The sequence below is a fragment of the Pseudoalteromonas sp. NSLLW24 genome (assembly GCF_015864725.1).
Taxonomy (GTDB): domain Bacteria; phylum Pseudomonadota; class Gammaproteobacteria; order Enterobacterales; family Alteromonadaceae; genus Pseudoalteromonas; species Pseudoalteromonas arctica.
In genome coordinates this window covers 1-17,632 of record NZ_JADYWQ010000011.1, presented here as the reverse complement: position 1 = coordinate 17,632, position 17,632 = coordinate 1, and the positions used below count along the sequence as shown (strand labels likewise).

At 39.5% G+C, this 17,632-nt stretch carries 15 protein-coding genes; 11 read left to right on the top strand and 4 right to left on the bottom strand.

Going from position 1 to position 17,632, the window contains the following annotated elements; all coding sequences use genetic code 11:
* Nucleotides 1-24 precede the first annotated feature (24 nt).
* The 6 genes from ribBA (at nt 25) to I6E72_RS12520 (ending at nt 6,756) form a co-directional block, all read left to right on the top strand.
* Nucleotides 25-1,137, top strand: coding sequence for a bifunctional 3,4-dihydroxy-2-butanone-4-phosphate synthase/GTP cyclohydrolase II (gene ribBA, locus I6E72_RS12545; protein WP_010554580.1), 1,113 nt, complete (start codon nt 25-27; stop codon nt 1,135-1,137).
* Nucleotides 1,138-1,237: 100 nt separating this feature from the next.
* On the top strand, nt 1,238-1,702 hold the full coding sequence (gene ribH / locus I6E72_RS12540) for a 6,7-dimethyl-8-ribityllumazine synthase (protein WP_007587130.1): 465 nt from the start codon (nt 1,238-1,240) through the stop codon (nt 1,700-1,702).
* 15 nt (nt 1,703-1,717) lie between these two features.
* Nucleotides 1,718-2,128, top strand: coding sequence for a transcription antitermination factor NusB (gene nusB, locus I6E72_RS12535; protein WP_007587129.1), 411 nt, complete (start codon nt 1,718-1,720; stop codon nt 2,126-2,128).
* 46 nt (nt 2,129-2,174) lie between these two features.
* Nucleotides 2,175-3,149 carry a thiamine-phosphate kinase gene (thiL, locus tag I6E72_RS12530; RefSeq protein ID WP_024589763.1) on the top strand — a complete coding sequence of 325 codons (975 nt, stop codon included), beginning with the start codon at nt 2,175-2,177 and terminating at the stop codon, nt 3,147-3,149.
* Nucleotides 3,146-3,631, top strand: a complete 486-nt coding sequence (locus tag I6E72_RS12525) for a phosphatidylglycerophosphatase A family protein (protein WP_007587120.1) — start codon at nt 3,146-3,148, stop codon at nt 3,629-3,631. Before thiL ends, I6E72_RS12525 begins: the two co-directional genes overlap by 4 nt.
* A 38-nt stretch (nt 3,632-3,669) precedes the next feature.
* Nucleotides 3,670-6,756, top strand: a complete 3,087-nt coding sequence (locus I6E72_RS12520; protein WP_007587118.1) for a ligand-binding sensor domain-containing diguanylate cyclase — start codon at nt 3,670-3,672, stop codon at nt 6,754-6,756.
* A 73-nt stretch (nt 6,757-6,829) separates the two neighbouring features.
* On the opposite strand, the gene dxs is transcribed toward I6E72_RS12520, so the two are convergent.
* From dxs to I6E72_RS12505, 3 genes are all read right to left on the bottom strand, one after another.
* Complete coding sequence (gene dxs, locus I6E72_RS12515; RefSeq protein ID WP_197112490.1) at nt 6,830-8,692, bottom strand: 1-deoxy-D-xylulose-5-phosphate synthase; 1,863 nt, start codon at nt 8,690-8,692, stop codon at nt 6,830-6,832.
* Between the two features lie 105 nt (nt 8,693-8,797).
* Nucleotides 8,798-9,685 carry a (2E,6E)-farnesyl diphosphate synthase gene (ispA, locus tag I6E72_RS12510; protein WP_197102821.1) on the bottom strand — a complete coding sequence of 296 codons (888 nt, stop codon included), beginning with the start codon at nt 9,683-9,685 and terminating at the stop codon, nt 8,798-8,800.
* Nucleotides 9,686-9,687: 2 nt separating this feature from the next.
* Nucleotides 9,688-9,930 carry an exodeoxyribonuclease VII small subunit gene (locus I6E72_RS12505; protein ID WP_002961738.1) on the bottom strand — a complete coding sequence of 81 codons (243 nt, stop codon included), beginning with the start codon at nt 9,928-9,930 and terminating at the stop codon, nt 9,688-9,690.
* A gap of 321 nt (nt 9,931-10,251) precedes the next feature.
* On the opposite strand from I6E72_RS12505, the gene pomA reads away from it, so the two are divergent.
* From pomA to I6E72_RS12485, 4 genes are all read left to right on the top strand, one after another.
* Nucleotides 10,252-11,019, top strand: coding sequence for a flagellar motor protein PomA (gene pomA, locus I6E72_RS12500; protein ID WP_007587114.1), 768 nt, complete (start codon nt 10,252-10,254; stop codon nt 11,017-11,019).
* Between the two features lie 2 nt (nt 11,020-11,021).
* Nucleotides 11,022-11,942: a flagellar motor protein MotB gene (locus tag I6E72_RS12495; protein ID WP_007587113.1), complete on the top strand. Its 921-nt coding sequence runs from the start codon at nt 11,022-11,024 to the stop codon at nt 11,940-11,942.
* Nucleotides 11,943-12,093: 151 nt separating this feature from the next.
* Nucleotides 12,094-12,582 (top strand): hypothetical protein, encoded by a 489-nt coding sequence (locus I6E72_RS12490; protein ID WP_024593682.1) that lies wholly within the window; start codon nt 12,094-12,096, stop codon nt 12,580-12,582.
* Between the two features lie 70 nt (nt 12,583-12,652).
* Complete coding sequence (locus I6E72_RS12485; RefSeq protein ID WP_165722044.1) at nt 12,653-14,593, top strand: DNA topoisomerase III; 1,941 nt, start codon at nt 12,653-12,655, stop codon at nt 14,591-14,593.
* 76 nt (nt 14,594-14,669) lie between these two features.
* On the opposite strand, the gene I6E72_RS12480 is transcribed toward I6E72_RS12485, so the two are convergent.
* A complete protein-coding gene (locus I6E72_RS12480) occupies nt 14,670-15,980 on the bottom strand; it encodes a M20 metallopeptidase family protein (protein ID WP_165723092.1) in 1,311 nt (436 codons plus the stop codon).
* A gap of 111 nt (nt 15,981-16,091) precedes the next feature.
* On the opposite strand from I6E72_RS12480, the gene I6E72_RS12475 reads away from it, so the two are divergent.
* Nucleotides 16,092-16,949: a tetratricopeptide repeat protein gene (locus I6E72_RS12475; protein WP_197112488.1), complete on the top strand. Its 858-nt coding sequence runs from the start codon at nt 16,092-16,094 to the stop codon at nt 16,947-16,949.
* Nucleotides 16,950-17,632: the final 683 nt, after the last annotated feature.

Sequence of the window (17,632 nt, the reverse complement as noted above, 5' to 3'; positions counted from 1 at the left end):
CTGATAACTTATACGAGCAAATTTATGAATTTACACAGCGCACAAGAAATCATCGACGATATTAAAGCCGGTAAAATGGTTATTTTAATGGATGATGAAGATAGAGAGAATGAAGGCGATTTAATTATTGCCGCAGAGCATATTAGTGCACAAGCGATTAATTTTATGGCGACTCATGGCCGTGGTTTAATTTGTTTAACTATGACGCAAGAGCGTTGTGAGCAACTTGATTTACCGTTAATGGTTAAAAATAATGGTGCTGCATTTTCGACTAACTTTACAATGTCGATAGAAGCATCAAAGGGTGTTACTACAGGTATTTCAGCAGCAGATAGAGCGCGTACAGTGCAAGCGGCTATAGCTAAAGGCGCAGTACCAAGTGATATCGTGCAGCCTGGTCATATTTTTCCAATTATGGCACAACCTGGCGGCGTATTAACTCGCGCAGGACATACTGAAGCTGGCTGTGATTTAGCGCGTTTAGCTGGGCTTGAAGCATCATCTGTTATTGTTGAAATACTTAATGCCGATGGCACCATGGCGCGTCGCCCTGATTTAGAAGTTTTTGCGAAAGAGCATGATATTAAAATTGGTACTATTGCTGATTTAATCGAATACCGTAACTTAAATGAAACAACAATTGAGCAAGTTGCAAAATGTAAGTTACCAACTATTCACGGTGAATTTGATTTAGTTACTTACAAAGACACAATTGACGGCCAATTACATTACGTATTGCTTAAAGGCGATATAAAAGAGCAAGAACCGACAAATGTACGTGTACATTTGCAAAGTACCTTTAACGATATCCTACTTTCAGATAGAAGTGCTGACCGTAGTTGGGGCCTTTCAGAAGCAATGGCTTATATCGCTAAAAATGAAGGTGCTTTAGTTATTTTAGGTAAGCAAGAAAGCACTGAAGAATTAGAGGCAACTGTAAAAGCATTCGCAGCAGCTGATGCTGGCGAAAGCGTTACGCCTCGTAAATTCAAAGGTACATCTCGTACTGTTGGCGTAGGCTCGCAAATACTTGCAGATCTTGGAATTAAACAAATGCGATTAATGAGTCGCCCTAAAAAGTACCATGCACTTTCGGGCTTTCATTTAGAAGTTGTTGATTATGTTGAGCCACAATAAGCATCACGCTTAAACTAGGCTATTATTTTATTTTTATGGTATGATGCGCAGCAATTTTTGCGCAATCGCAACCGCTTGAACTTATTTTTAGGGTTATCAAATGAAAATTATTGAAGGTAGTAAGTACGCTCCTGGCAAAAAGTTTGCCATTGTCATTTCTCGTTTTAATGACTTTATCGGTAGCAGCCTCCTTGCAGGTGCTGTTGATGAGCTAAAACGCACTGGTGGCGTATCTGATGACGACATTACCGTTATTTATGTACCAGGCGCGGTAGAATTACCTTTAGCGGCTAAACGCGTTGCGGCAAAAAAAGAGTATGATGCAATCATCGCATTAGGCGTAGTGATCAGAGGTGGTACACCACACTTTGACCTAGTTGCTGGCGAATCAAACAAAGGTCTTGCGCAAGTATCACTTGAGTATGATATCCCGGTTGCATTTGGCGTATTAACCACAGAAAGCATTGAACAAGCAATTGAGCGTGCTGGCACCAAAATGGGCAATAAAGGCGGCGAAGCTGCTTTAGGCGCGCTTGAAATGGTTAATGTGTTAGATAAAATTTAAGTTTAAGGAATTTTTGTGAAACCAGCAGCAAGACGTAAAGCACGTATCTTAGCACTCCAAGCCGTTTATTCTTGGCAAATAAGTGGCAATTTAATTGCCGATATCGAACAACAAATGTTGATCGAAACAGACGTTACTAAAATTGATGTTGAATACTTTAAAGATTTAGCGACGGGTGTTGCTGTAAATTATAAGCAACTAGACGAAGCTGTATCACCACATTTAACACGTCCGTTTAATGACTTAGATATGGTTGAGCGCGCAATTTTACGTTTAAGCAGCTATGAGCTTAAGTTCCGTGAAGATGTACCTTATAAAGTTGCTATCAACGAAGGTATTGAGCTGGCCAAAATATTTGGCGCTGAAGACAGCCATAAATTTGTAAACGGTGTACTTGATAAAGCTGTTAAGCATTTACGCAAGTAAGTAAACCGTTAAAGAGGGGAGCCGGCATAGGCCGGCTTTTTTGTGTATGAAGGAATTTGAATTAATTAACCGCTACTTTAAAGGTCGCGGGATCACCCGTCGTGATGTAAACCTAGGTATAGGGGATGATTGCGCTTTAGTAACCGTTCCACAAAACTGCCAACTTGCTGTTACAACAGATACTCTTGTTGCTGGCGTACACTTTTTTGATGATATTTCCCCTCGTGCATTAGGTCACAGAGCGCTTGCTGTTAATTTAAGTGACTTAGCGGCAATGGGCGCTGAGCCAACATGGGTTTCAGTTGCGTTAACCTTGCCAAGTATTGACCCACAGTGGATTGAAGAGTTTACTGAAGGCATGCATGAAATTGCAGAATACTTTAATGTGCAAATTATAGGTGGCGATACCACGCAAGGCCCATTAACTATCACTATTTGTGCAAAAGGGACTGTACCAGAAGGTACTGCACTTCGCCGTAGTGGTGCGAAAGTGGGTGATTGGGTTTATGTTACAGGTCCGCTAGGTGACGCTGGACTTGCAATTGAGTCTCGCAAACAAGGTATAAGTATTGAGCCAGAGCATTTAAAGTACTTAAATAAGCGCTTTGACTTTCCAACACCGCGTGTTGCTGCAGGACAGGTATTGCGAGGCCTTGCATCATCGGCTATTGATGTATCGGACGGTTTAATCGCTGATTTAAGTCATATACTTGATATGTCGCAAGTAAATGCAGTTGTGAATATTGAAAGTATTCCGACTTCAGATGCAATGCAAGCAAGCCTTGATTTTAATCAGCAGCTGCCATTTATTCTCAGTTACGGTGATGATTACGAATTAATTTTTACTGTACCTGATAGCAATAAAAGTATGCTAGATATAAAACTGCGTCAATATGGTGTAGATGCAACATGCATAGGCCAAATTAAAAGTGGCGATGGTCAAATTGAACTATTACACAACGGTGAAAAGTTTGATTTTAAGCAGCAAGGTTTTGAGCATTTTGCAAAGGAGCTGGTTTGAACAAAAACCGAAAGTTTAATTTAAAGCGCCCACATCAGTTTTTTGGTTTGGGTTTTGGTACTGGGTTAGCCCCTAAAGCGCCTGGCACATTTGGCACTTTTGCTGCACTGCCATTCATTTTTATGACTATGTATTATCCGCTATGGTTGCAAATTGTGTTTGCAGTAGTGATCAGTATATTTGGTATATGGGCCTGTGGTAAAACGGCTGATGATTTAGGCGTGCACGACCATCCTGCTATTGTATGGGATGAAGTGGCAGGCTATTACATTACAATGATTGGTGCAGCACTTAGCTGGCAAACATTACTCGTTGGTTTTTTGTTATTTCGCTTTTTTGATATAGCAAAACCTGGCCCAATCCGTATGCTAGACAAACGAGTACATGGTGGTTTAGGTATTATGGCCGATGATATACTTGCGGGCGTTTTTTCGCTTATATGCTTACAGGCGCTAATAAAAGTGGGTTTACTACCCTTTTAATTTTTTATATTTGATTTGTTTAACTAGGTGGCAGCAATATGATGCGATTTTTACTGGTTTGTGTACTGATGTTGTGCGCGACACCAAGTTGGGCTTCAATTAGTGATTACGTAGTTAAGCAATGGAATATAAAAGATGGTCTACCTTCGCAATCACTTAAAAGCGTAGTACAAGACCAGCAAGGCTATATGTGGTTGGGTACTCAGTTTGGCTTAAGCCGTTTTGATGGCACAACATTTACAAACTACAACACGCAAAATAGCCCGTTCTTGCCTAGTAATGGTATTAATAAACTTTTAGTCGATTCTAGTGGCTTATTATGGGTAGGTACTAAAAGTGGCTTGGTAGTTATTAATCCAGCCACATTTGCAGCACAAGAGTTTAATATTAAAGGTCCGGTAAGAGATATTCTTGAGGACTCTAAAGGCAGCATATGGATTGCGGCTAATGGTTTATACTATGTAGATAGAGGGCAAGTTGATTTACGCACTCAAGTAAATGGTCCCCTACCTATTGTTAATGCTACCGTAATTACCCAAATTGTTGGCTCTGTTAGCCAAATGGCACTCTCTCCTGAAGGTATTTGGCTGGTTAATGATCGTCATTTATTACGCCTTACTAAAAACTCATCAGATTTCTCTAAACTACGTTTAGAGCTTACCGCTAAAATATCGTTACCAGAGCGCTTAGCGCAAACCATAGTGCACGATTTATCATTCTTAAACGGTAATTTGTATATAGCCTCTGAGCTAGGTGCATACTTTTTAGATTTAGATGACGAACTAAGACCTTTTCCTTTACCTAATGCAAATAACTCAGCCGTTTATAAGTTTATGAGTGATACCGATGGTGGCTTATGGGTTTCGACTTATGGACGTTTATTATTTAGAGATAAAACCGGTGAGTGGCAATGGGTAGAACCAAGCCAACTTGATCAAAGCATATGGTTTGCTGATATTTTTAGAGATGATAAAAATAACGTTTGGTTAGCAAGTTTTAGTGAAGGCTTATGGCTTGCCCATGAAGGGCGAGTAGAAAGGCATTCAGCTGTTTCAGATATGACCGAGTCTGTTATGGCTATCAGCCAAGCTCCTGATGGAAAACTGTGGGTTGCTAACAAAAGCGGCATTGGTTATTTCGATTTAGATAAAAGTTTTATTAATTTAGTTCCAAGTAGTAAATATGGATACGCGTCAGTACACGATCTACAATTCGATGGTGAACGATTATATATAGCCACGGGGCGCGGCTTATTTGTTTTTGAAAACAAGACACTCTATACCGTCCCTGGTCGAGCGCTTCGCGATAACCCGGTATTTGCAATAAGTCGCTCTAGTAAAGGCGGTTTTTGGATTGGTACCGGACGCGGTTTATATCGATTAAATTATGCTGGTTTAACGCCTTTTGCATATAACGCTTTTTTAGGTAGTAAGTTTATTACCTACGTATTGGATAAAACAAACTTTGGTGTGATTGGTACTAGTAAAGGCGCATATTACTTTACAGACCGTGGCATTGAAAAAATTGGTGACCAAACAACACTTGAAAGTGCATACGTAACTAGCGTGCTACATATAGATGGCGTGGGTATTTTAATCGGCTCTCTTAACGATGGGCTTTTTTACAGAAGTACGCAAGGGCAGTGGCGTCAACTCGATGCCGCTAATGGTTTACCGTATGGGTCTATATTTAGCCTAGAATATGATGAAAAGTTAAAACATGTTTGGGTAAGCACCATGAAAGGTGTTTACAGAATGCCTGTAGAGCAATTTAAAACAGAGATAAAAAGCTTAAAAGTTGAAGAAGTGATTTCATCTTTTGACCGTCAACTCGATGGTAAAGCGAATCAATGTTGTAGTGGGCTTGGGCATGATGCGGTAGCAGACACCGGCAATTCTATTTGGTACCCAAGCTTACAAGGTGTTGTTGAAATACCTAAAAATGTAGAGCTATTTGGTGTGCTTGCATTAAAGCCAACAATAGAAACAATAACAACACCACTTCGTCATTTAACCACCGCTGCGCTTGGTAAAAAACCATCATTAGAAACAGACGAGCGTGATATAACGCTAACTTACACAGCTATTGATTACTATGCACCAAACAGTATTGAATTTAGATATAAACTAAGTGGCTTAGATAGTGACTGGCGCTATGCTAATACGCGACGTGAAGCTATTTATACTAACTTGCCTCCAGGCTCGTTTTTGTTTCAGTTAGAAGCGAAGCGCCAAGGTGAAGACTGGACTAAAGCGCAAGAAGTAGAATACGGCTTTGTAGTGCCTGAGCGCTTTGACGAAACTATTTACTTTAGGCTTTTAATTACCAGTGGTTTTATTTTGCTTTTCTACCTTATTTTTTGGGTATTTAGAGCGCAAGAGCGTAGAAAACAAGAAGCATTAGAGGGCTTGATCACCGAGCGTACCTTAGAGCTTCGTCAAGCTAATGATAAATTAGGCCAAGTGAATTCACAGCTTAAATTAGTTAGTCACTCAGATGAGCTAACAGGGCTGCGTAGTCGTCGCTTTTTGTTTGATCAACTCCCTAAAGATATTGAACACTTTCAACGTAATTCACAATCGCTGCAGGCACAAGGCAAGTCACTGGTGCTGGTAATTATTAACTTTGATAACTTCAGCCGTATCAATGATGCCTATGGCCCAATTGCAGGTGATAGCTGCTTACAGCAAATGGCTGCATTATTAAATTCGCGTACGCAGGGTTCTGACTATGTGGCACGTTGGAGTGGTGATGAGTTTTTACTATTATTACGTGATTTTAAATGCAATAAAATAGACAGCTATGCTTCAGATCTTTGTAAAGTAATAGCGGCTAATTCATTCCAATTACCAAATGGAAAAACAACTAATATCACGGCATCAATTGGTTGGTCATTTTATCCATTACCACTTTTGGGTGGGCAGGTAATTAGCTGGGAGACATCTATTAACCTAGCTGATATTTCATTGCACCAAGTTAAAAAGCGCGGTGGTGATGGTGTTGCAAATATTACGTTTGATGATCAGCTTGATGCATTTGAGTTTGAACAAAATTCTAACGTTGATCAACAATTAGGTATTTTACAAAGCAATGGCCTAGCTGATATTAAAGTGTGGATGCGCTGATCAGCAATATTTGATATTAAAAAAGGAGCCTAGGCTCCTTTTTTAATATGCTCAACTTTAGATGTATAGGAAGTTAATTAATAAACGCTTTAATAGCGGTTAATATTCCTTGCTCGCCTAATCCCATTTCATCGTGCATTTCATCTTGGGTGCCGTGTTTAATAAACTCATCAGGAATACCTAAGTTAAGGATATTAATATCAGCTTTTTGCGTTGCTAAGAATTCGTTAACTGCAGAGCCGGCACCGCCAGCAATCGCATTATCTTCAAGCGTAACAATTACAGCGTGGCTAGTTGCAAGCTCATTTAAAAGTGCGGTATCAAGTGGTTTAATAAAACGCATATTAACAAGCGTTGCATCTAATTCATCTGCAGCAAGCTGTGCATTTTCAAGTAATGTACCGAACGATAAAATGGCAATTTTACTGCCTTTCTTAATTGTATCTGCCTTACCTATTTCAAGCAGTTGCATAGTGCTTTCAATGTCTGCAGTACCTGCACTACCTCGAGGATAACGAACTGCAACAGGGCAGTTTGCTTTATAACCGGTGTATAGCATTTGGCGGCATTCGTTGGTATCGCTTGGTGCCATAATTACCATATTTGGAATGCAGCGCATAAAGCTTAAATCGTACGCACCTTGGTGAGTTTCACCATCGGCTCCAACAATACCAGCGCGGTCAATGGCAAATAATACAGGTAAGTTTTGCAGTGCAACATCATGTATTAATTGGTCATACGCACGTTGTAAAAAGCTTGAGTAAATAGCAACAACAGGTTTTAAACCTTCACAGGCAAAGCCAGCGGCTAAAGTAACGGCATGCTGCTCAGCAATAGCTACATCAAAGTATTGATCTGGATGCTCTTTAGAAAAACGTACCATGCCTGAACCTTCGCGCATTGCAGGCGTGATAGCCATTAACTTACTGTCTTGTTCGGCCATATCACATAACCAATCGCCGAATACTTTTGAAAAAGTAGCAGCACTAGGTTTAGATTTAGGTAGGCTAGTTGTGCTCGGATCGAATTTTGGTACACCATGATAGCCAATAGGATCGGCTTCAGCCGGTTTGTAGCCCTTACCTTTTTGGGTTTTTATATGTAAAAGCTGTGGGCCTTTTAAATTACGCATATTACGTAATGTATCTACAAGCATGTTTACATCGTGACCATCAATGGGACCAATGTAATTTAGGCCTAATTCTTCAAAGAAGGTACCCGGGATCATCATGCCTTTAATGTGCTCTTCCATTTTACTGGCAAGTTGCTTTACCGGAGGCACACCTGAGAGTAACTTTTTACTACCTTCACGAATGTTAGTATAAAAGCTACCTGATAAAATTCGAGCAAAGTGATTTGTTAATGCGCCAACATTTTCAGAAATCGACATTTCGTTATCATTTAAAATAATAAGCATGTCTGATTTTACATCACCTAAATGATTCATCGCTTCAAATGCCATGCCTGCGGTTATAGCTCCGTCACCAATAATGGCTACAGACTTTCGACCTTTACCTTCTTTTTGTGCGGCAATAGACATACCTAAGGCAGCTGAAATAGAGGTGCTTGAATGGCCTACGCTAAACGTATCGTATTGGCTTTCATCGCGAAAAGGAAAAGGGTGCAAACCGTCTTTTTGGCGAATGGTGTGCATTTGCTCGCGACGACCAGTAAGAATTTTATGCGGATAAGCTTGATGACCCACATCCCAAACTAGGCGATCGTCTGGAGTGTTATAAACATAATGCAGGGCAACGGTTAGTTCAACCGTCCCTAAACCAGACGCTAGATGACCGCTACTTTGCGATACTGAGTTGAGTAAATAATCGCGCAGCTCATTGCTAAATGCAGGGAGTTTGTCTTGCGCTAAGTCACGCAATTGGGCTGGCTCGTCAACCAAATTAAGTAATGGATACTTGCTACTATCAAGTGTCATGGTTTTATATATATCCTTCGCTAACATTAATTAATTCAAAGCTTTTACGAATAATTAATGTTGAGTAATAATGTCAGTGCTAATTGCAATACGTATGAGCAAAAATTAGTGGTCACGCTCAATTAGATAATTTGCTAGCGACGCAAGAAGTGTTGTGTCAGCATCTATATTTGCTAACGCTTCATGGGCTTGTTGTATTAAATTCTGCGCCTTTTCTTTAGCGCCTAGCATACCTAATAACGCCGGATATGTCGCTTTATTCGCGGCAATATCGGAGCCTTGTGGCTTTCCTAAAATAACTGTATCGCCTTCAACATCTAAAATGTCGTCGTGTACTTGAAATGCTAGCCCTATAGCATACCCAAAAACACTTAAATTTTCTAAGGTTTGTTGATCAGCCTTTTCACTGCACAGTGCACCAAGTGTAATTGCGCAATTAATTAGAGCTCCGGTTTTTAGCTTATGTATTCGCTCAAGCTCTTGTACGGTAATTACTTTATCAGTTGCTGCTATGTCAAGACCTTGTCCGCCAACCATACCCTGAAGGCCTGATGCGTGGGCAAGTGTAGCAATCATTTTTACTTGTGTTTGCGATGAGCATTCAAATTTGTGATTCGCAATAAGCTCAAAAGCAAGAGTTTGAAGAGCATCACCGGCTAAAATTGCATTTGCCTCGCCAAACTCTATATGACAAGTAGGGCGTCCGCGGCGTAAGTCGTCATCATCCATTGCTGGTAAGTCATCATGGACTAACGAATAGCTATGAATACACTCAATTGCAGCAGCAAGTACGTTTAAGTCTTGATGGTTTGCGCCGAGCATTTTACCTGTGGCATAAACTAAAAATGGACGTAATCTTTTACCGCCATTAAATAATCCATACTGGGTGGCGTTCTTTACCGTTTCTTCTGTATCGAGAGGCTGGTTAAAATGCTGTTGTAAGGTCGCTACTACATCTTTTTGAGCAAGTTCAATATGATTTTTTATGCTCACAGCTATTCCATATCATTATCAAAATTTGTAAGTACTGACTTTTCGCCATTCCCCATCAAAATTGATACTTTTTGTTCTGCTTGCTGTAATTTCCCTGATGAAGCACTTGCTAATGCAATTCCACGCTCAAATTGCTTTAACGATTGCTCAAGCGATAAGTCACCTTGTTCCATGTCACTAACGATTGTAGATAATTCTTCTAGTGCTTGTTCGAAACTTAAGTTTTCAGGTTTTTTAGTCGCCATCTTTATTTCAGCTTACATAATAAATTTAGGGGTCAATTTTAGGGGGAATGCTAAACTAGGTCAAAGGATGATATTGGTTTTTTACCTTTATAACGTTAAATTATATTTCAAGTGCATTAATAAAGCCTTAATAGCGGTCTGTTGGTTTAATAAATCAATTGATAATTAGGTAGCCCTTATAACTTGATCTAAGATAGTGCTAAAGGCTGCTTTTTATGTTTATTTATAAAAATGGCTTAAGCAATTCAATATGTTGCCGATAAGCAGTTAATAATAAAAGTTTATGATAAGGCCATTAAGCATGAAACTTCTGGAGGAAATGTGGATTTAGCAACCATAATCGGGATCCTAGGCGCAATTGGCTTAATTGTCATGTCTATGTTTATGAGTAGTAGCGGTGAAATGGCTATGTTTTACAATACCCCGTCTGTGGTTATTGTATTTGGTGGTTCACTCTTTATTGTTTTATCAAACTTCACCATGTCGCAATTTTTGGGGATAGGTAAAGTTGTTGCCAAAGCGTTTATGTTTAAAATCGAAACGCCAGAAATACTTATCGAAAAAGCAGTAGAACTTGCGGATTCAGCTCGTAAAGGCGGTTTTTTAGCACTCGAAGAAGCTGAAATTCCAAACCCCTTTATGCGCAAAGGCGTCGATATGCTCGTTGATGGCCACGACGCAGATGTAGTTCGCGCTACACTTCAAAAAGATATTTCTCTAACCACGACTCGCCATGAATTGGGCGCGGGTTTATTTAAGTCGTTAGCTGATATAGGGCCTGCAATGGGTATGATTGGTACTCTAATTGGTTTGGTTGCAATGTTGTCTAACATGGATGACCCAAAGGCAATTGGTCCGGCAATGGCAGTAGCACTATTAACAACTTTATATGGCGCGTTTTTAGCCAATGTTGTGGCAATTCCTATTCAGGTAAAACTTGAACTGCGTAAAGACGAGGAAGCGATGAATCAGCGTTTAATTTTGGATGCTATTTTAGGCATACAAGATGGTCAGAATCCAAAAGTAATCGAAGGTATTTTGAAAAATTACTTAGCTGAATCTAAACGCAAAGTAGATACCGAGGAGTAACTATGTCTGATCAAGAGTGCAAATGTCCACCACCAGGTCTACCTGCATGGATGGGAACGTTTGCCGATTTAATGTCACTGTTAATGTGCTTTTTTGTACTCTTGCTCGCGTTTTCAGAAATGGATGTACTTAAGTTTAAACAAATTGCGGGCTCTATGAAGTTTGCTTTTGGCGTGCAGAATAAAATTGAAGTAAAAGACATCCCTAAAGGGACCTCTGTTATTGCCATGGAGTTTACCCCAGGCAAACCAGAGCCAACCCCAATAGAAACCATTCAGCAGCAAACAGTCGAAATGACTCAACAAATGTTAGAGTTTCAGGCTGGCGATGAAAGCTCAGCAGGCGGCAGGCAAGAACAGCGCGGGGATAAACGCGGTGGCGAATCTCGTAGTACCTCACAAGAAGAATCTTCTGAGCAAGCAACTTCAGCAGCCGATCAGGAGCAAACTAACGAGCTTGTTAAAAAGATAGCGCAGCAGCTTGAAAAGCAAATAATCGATGGCGCAATTGAGCTTGAGTCTTTAGGGCAGCAAATAATTATTCGAATTAGGGAGAATGGTTCATTTCCTTCAGGTAGTGCATTTTTACAACCTAAGTTTAAACCTATAATTCAAGATATCGGTGTGCTGTTAAAAGATGTACCCGGTGAAATAACAGTATCTGGCCATACAGATGATTTTCAGGTATCAAATGAGTTATATATTAATAATTGGGACCTATCATCAAAGCGTGCTGTAGCCGTTGCAAGTGAACTGCAAAAAGTCCAAGGATTTGATAAAACGCGAATGATGGTGGTTGGTCGAGCTGAAACACGACCACTTGTACCGAATGACACCGATGAAGATCGCCGCAGGAATCGCCGAGTAGAAATATCTATATTACAAGGTAAAGCAAAAGAGTCAGCTCCTATAGATGTAAGATAACTTTTATTGGCAAACACACTTATTTATCATAAAGTATGCTTTCTTTAACAAATGTAACGGAATAGTTTATGAAAAAGGTCGATAAGTTTAGTCATATGCCAGGAAATGGCGGTGGTAATGACGATGATGAAAAAAAACTTGATTAACTCTAATGCCTGAATGGTTTTTAAAGACTATATTGATATTAGATACTAGTTGGGTGTTTATTTTAAGCCCTGCTATTTTCATCTTTTATTTTAGAAAAGATTATTTGGCCCTGCGTTTCGCTTTAATTACAGCCGCTTTTTTTTTATATGGAACCATTATTCATCCTTACTTGAAAGAGTTTGATAATGGGATTTATGTTTATCGATACCTTGTTTGGGCCTTTAATGATATTGCTTGGATGGCACTCATCGCATATCTGGGTTTAAAAGATAAGGTTTATTTATGGCAATGCGTATTAGGTCAATTGGTTGTTATTATGGCACCAATTTTACAGCTATTTAGATTAGTCGACCGCCATTTATGGGATCTTTCTTATAGTACATACATTTATAAAACCTTATTGCCATTTATTAATATAGGCACCGTTGTTGTTTGTTATCTTCCGCTTATTTATATTTTAACAAAAGACAAAAAAAGCCCAGCTAGCCAATAGTTACAAAAAGTTCCCTCCTTTAAAATAGCTGTGCTAGACTACTGTTTATATAAACAGTGATGAGCAGGCTATGAAACTCTACATTGCAGAAAAACCTTCACTTGGACGCGCTATTGCTGATGCGTTACCAAAACCACATAAAAAATATGATGGTTATATAGAAGTCGCTAATGGCGATTGTGTATCGTGGTGTATTGGACATTTGCTAGAACAAGCAGAACCCGATGATTACGATGAGCGCTTTAAAAAGTGGCAGTTTGAACACTTACCTATAATACCTGAACAGTGGAAGTTAAAAGCCAAAACCAAAACTCGCAAACAGCTCACTGTTTTAAAAAAATTAATTAAACAAGCCTCGCAACTTATTCACGCTGGCGATCCAGACCGTGAAGGCCAGCTACTAGTCGATCAAGTAATTGAAGAAGCTAAAATAAGTCAGGCTAAAAAGCAGAGTACGCAACGTTTACTCATTAGTGATTTAAACTTATCGGCGGTAAAAAAATCACTGGGTACTATGCGTTCTAATCGAGATTTTATTCCGCTAAGTGTATCTGCTTTAGCGCGCTCTCGTGCTGATTGGCTATTTGGTATGAATTTAACACGTGCATACACACTAGCTGGGCAAAAAGCAGGGTTTGGTAATGTGCTTTCGGTAGGGCGAGTACAAACCCCTATTTTAGGTCTTGTTGTTAATAGAGATAACGAAATAGCACACTTTGTATCTAAGCCTTTTTACGATGTACTGGCGCATTTACTTACTCCAGATAACCAGCCATTCATAGCTAAGTGGGTTCCTAGTAAAGCATGTGAGCCACATCAAGATGAAGAAGGGCGAATACTTAACAAAGCACTCGCACAAAATGTTGCTTCACGCATTACAAAGCAAAGTGCTGAGCTTACTTCACTTGACCAAAAACAAAAAAAACAAAGTGCTCCATTACCTTATAATTTATCTGCACTACAAATCGATGCGGCTAAAGCATTTGGTATGCCAGCTCAAAAAGTGTTGGATATTTGCCAAATACTTTACGAACGTCATAAATTAATTACTTACCCACGCTCGGATAATCGTTATTTACCTAAAGATCACCATCAAGATGCATCAGCTATTTTTAAAGCTATAAGTGCTAATGGTGGGCAAAGCAGTGAATTAGTAAATGGGGCTGATGTAAAAAAGCGTAGTAAATGTTTTAACGATTCAAAAGTGGCTGCCCATCATGCCATTGTGCCTACGGCTAAGCAGTTAAAGTCAGCGAGTTTGAGCGGTGACGAAGCGAAGGTATATCAATTAATAAGCCGCCATTACCTAATTCAGTTTTATCCCGACTATATATATAACGAAACTAAAGCAGAGATAACAATCGCTGGCGGATTATTTAAAGCAAATGCAAAACAAGATGTAAGCTTAGGCTTTAAGGTATTAATGGGTAAGTCTGAATTAAAAGATGAAGCTACGTTACCTCCTTTAACAAAAGGTATGTCTCTTTTTTGTGAGCAAGGCGAAGTAGTCGAAAAGCATACATCACCCCCTGCTTATTTTACCGATGCTACATTATTGGCTGCGATGACCGGCATTAGTCGTTATGTTAAAGATCCACAAATTAAAAAAGTATTAAAAGACACTGATGGTTTAGGTACGGAGGCAACACGTGCGGGAATAATCGAGTTGCTATTTAAGCGGCGTTTTTTAAAACGTGAAGGTAAGTCAATTAAAGCGACCGAAACGGGCCTTGCCCTTATTAGCGTATTACCACAAGGTTTAGCGAGTCCTGATTTAACCGCAAAGTGGGAATCGAGCTTAGGTGATATCGCGCAGCAAGTAATGAGTTATCAGCAATTTTTACAGCCTTTACTTGCTGACTTAAATGGGTTTGTACAATTAGCAGCAAACTGCGATAGCAATGCATTTGCAAGGTTACCAAAAAGCTCACCTAAAAAACGTTTTGCTAAACGAGATGGAAAAACGACCTTTAAAAAGTCGAGTTATAAAAAAAGCTCTGTTGCTAGTTAGCTACAGAGCCATTTTATTAAACGATATTACTTAACCTGGACTCTGCTTGAGATAGATTTATTATCCAGAATTCAGGTTACTTATTAAATAAAGCAACAGCAGCGTTACTCATTGCTTTTATTCCGGTAGGGATAGCAACTTTATAATCTGGTGCAAATTTACTAGAGTGTAGGGAAGGGAGTACTTCACCTGTTTTTATCGAATCTGCATATTGTGCTTGGTTTACACCTCCTAGCCAAAATAAGGTAATCGGGATATTTTCATCGGTGCGTCCGTATAGGCCAAAGTCTTCACCCGCCATTACAGCTTGTGTTTCAAGCACATTAGTATCACCAATTGCGCTGGCAATAGAGTTTCTAACAATGTCTGTTTGTGCAGGGTTATTATAAGTAGATGGAATAGATTCATCTTCATGTACATATACTACAGGGTAGTTTGATTCATTTAGGCCAGCACTTTGTGCAATACCTGCCGTGATTCGTTTTATTGCTGCTATTTGAGCACTTCTAACATTTGGGTTATAGCTTCTGAGAGTGAGTTGTAGTTTTACTTCATCCGAAATCACATTATGTTTTGAGCCACCATGAATAGACCCAACCGTAATAACCGAAGGCTCTAGCGGTGAAAGTTCTCGGCTTGTGATTGTTTGCAGAGCAAGTACTGTGCGTGCAGCTATAATCACAGGGTCTATAGTTGTATGCGGATAAGCACCATGACCACCTTTACCTTTAATTGTAATATCGACAGAATCTACACTTGCCATAGTGTATTCATTTTTCATTGATACCTTACCAGCGGGGACGCTAGCACTTACATGCAAAGCAATTATATGATCAGGTTTTTCATATTTACTAAATAGTCCTTCGCCTAACATGGCTTTAGCACCCCCACCAACTTCTTCGGCAGGCTGTGCAACCATCATCAAAGTGCCTTTCCATTGATCTTTGTGTACTATTAATTGCTCAGCAGTACCAATAAAAGAGCTCATGTGAATATCGTGGCCACAACCGTGCATTACACCTACTTTCGCACCATGCTCGTCTATTACTTTAACTTTTGAGGCATAGGACTTTCCTGTCTGCTCTATAATAGGTAAGCCATCGGTGTCAGTACGGATCATCACGGTTGGACCGTTTCCGTTTTTGTAAATGCCGACAACACCAAAGCCACCTACATTACTTGTTACTTTAAAACCCAGCTGAGTTAATTTATCCGCTATTTTATTACCCGTTTCTTGTTCGTGATAAGAAAGCTCTGGCGATTGGTGTAAATCAAGGTAAAACTTTTCTATAGCTGGCATGGTTTTGCTTAAATTCAAATCGAGTCCATTTGCTTGTACTAATGGGCTTGCTAATAAAAGTATTGCACTTAGATAAGTTAATTTCATGTTTTCCCTCATTGTTGAATATGTATACCGGATGATTTAGGTATATGACTTGTAATTATTATGTTCACCACCATATAAAAACCTAAATAGATGAATATGGCAATCAATTCAATGAGCAACATAGTTAGTATTAATGCGCAAAACCTTCAACAAGTACTCGGTGAAACATCACAGCAAAAATTGGTGTTGCTTAACTTTTTCTCTCCTCAAAGTCCTGACTGCATCGGACAGGCTGCAATTTTAGATAAAATAGCGGCTGAATATGCAAGCTATATAGTAGTAGCAAACCTAGATTGCGATGCAGAGCAAGCACTCGCTTCTCAACTTGCGCAGCAAGTTGGTCTTCAAACTCTGCCTACGCTTGTATTATTAAAAGACTCTGCACCATTAGATTTACTTGCAGGTGTTCAAAGTGAGGCACAAATACGCGAAGCCCTAGCAAAGCATTTACCTGCGCAACAAGACTTACTGTTAGAGCAAGCAAAACAAGCGTTATTAAAGTCAGATTTAAATGCTGCATTTAATTATGCAAAGCAAGCTTATGAAATAGACAGCGGTAATGCACGTATCAAATTAGTGCTAGCAGACATATGTATTCAAATTCACAAGGTAGATGAAGCCCAAGCGCTTATAAATACAATAGACGTACAAGAGCAAGATGCTTACTTTAATAATATAAAAGCAAAATGCGAAGCTGCGCTTGAAGCAAAAGACTCACCAGAGATTAAAGAAAAGCAACAACAAGTAGAAAAGTACCCAAATGACCTAGAATTAAAAGAAGAGCTCAGTATTTTACTCAATGAAGCAGGCAGAAAAGAAGAAGCATTGGATATACTATTTACAGTGCTGCAAAAAGATCTGAATTTCAATGAAGCGAAACCAAGCTTTTTAGCCATTATTGCCTCTTTACCTGATGGCGACGCACTCGCAGCAAAGTATCGTCGCAAGTTATATAGTATTTTATACTAGGGTCTGTTGCTCTTTGCGGATTAAAATTTGTTCAAACTAGGGGTTGTTTAATCGCGGCGCGAGATTTGTAACCTAGTGGGCTAAGTAAAAACCGAGCAACAAAGAGTAAATAGCACCTAGGAAGAATCCTTTGGACAGCGCCTGTTTGGCATTAATGCTACGTTATCGCCTATTTATGGGGAGTAACCACACTGAATAGGCTCTGCCTTGCCTGAATACCAAACAGGCTGCTGCAAATTTAACCTTGAAAGACAAACAGACCCTAGATTCTAATAACTATTACTTTTGAGAAGCACCTATATAAGGTGCTTTTTGTATTTTCAGGGTTTTAATTAAAAGCTATAGAATGGTTTAGCTATGTAAAAACAAGAGTTATCAACAGATTTTTGTGGGTAACTTGTGCTTATCATGTGTGCTTGCTTGGGGCTTAATTTTAATTACTATTTTATGCAAATAACGCTTGCGTAAAATCCGCCGCTCCCTATAATGCGACCCCACTGAGACGGGAAACGCCAACGCATAGCGAGGCACGAACTACTCAGAGAGTTAAATAAAACTTCGGTTTTAAATCTTCTAAAAGAAAGTTTAAAACTAAGTGTTGACTCGAAAAATAAAGGGTGTATTATTCGCATCCCTTGAGTCGCTAAAGCGACTCAAAACGTTCTTTAACAATATAAAGCAAT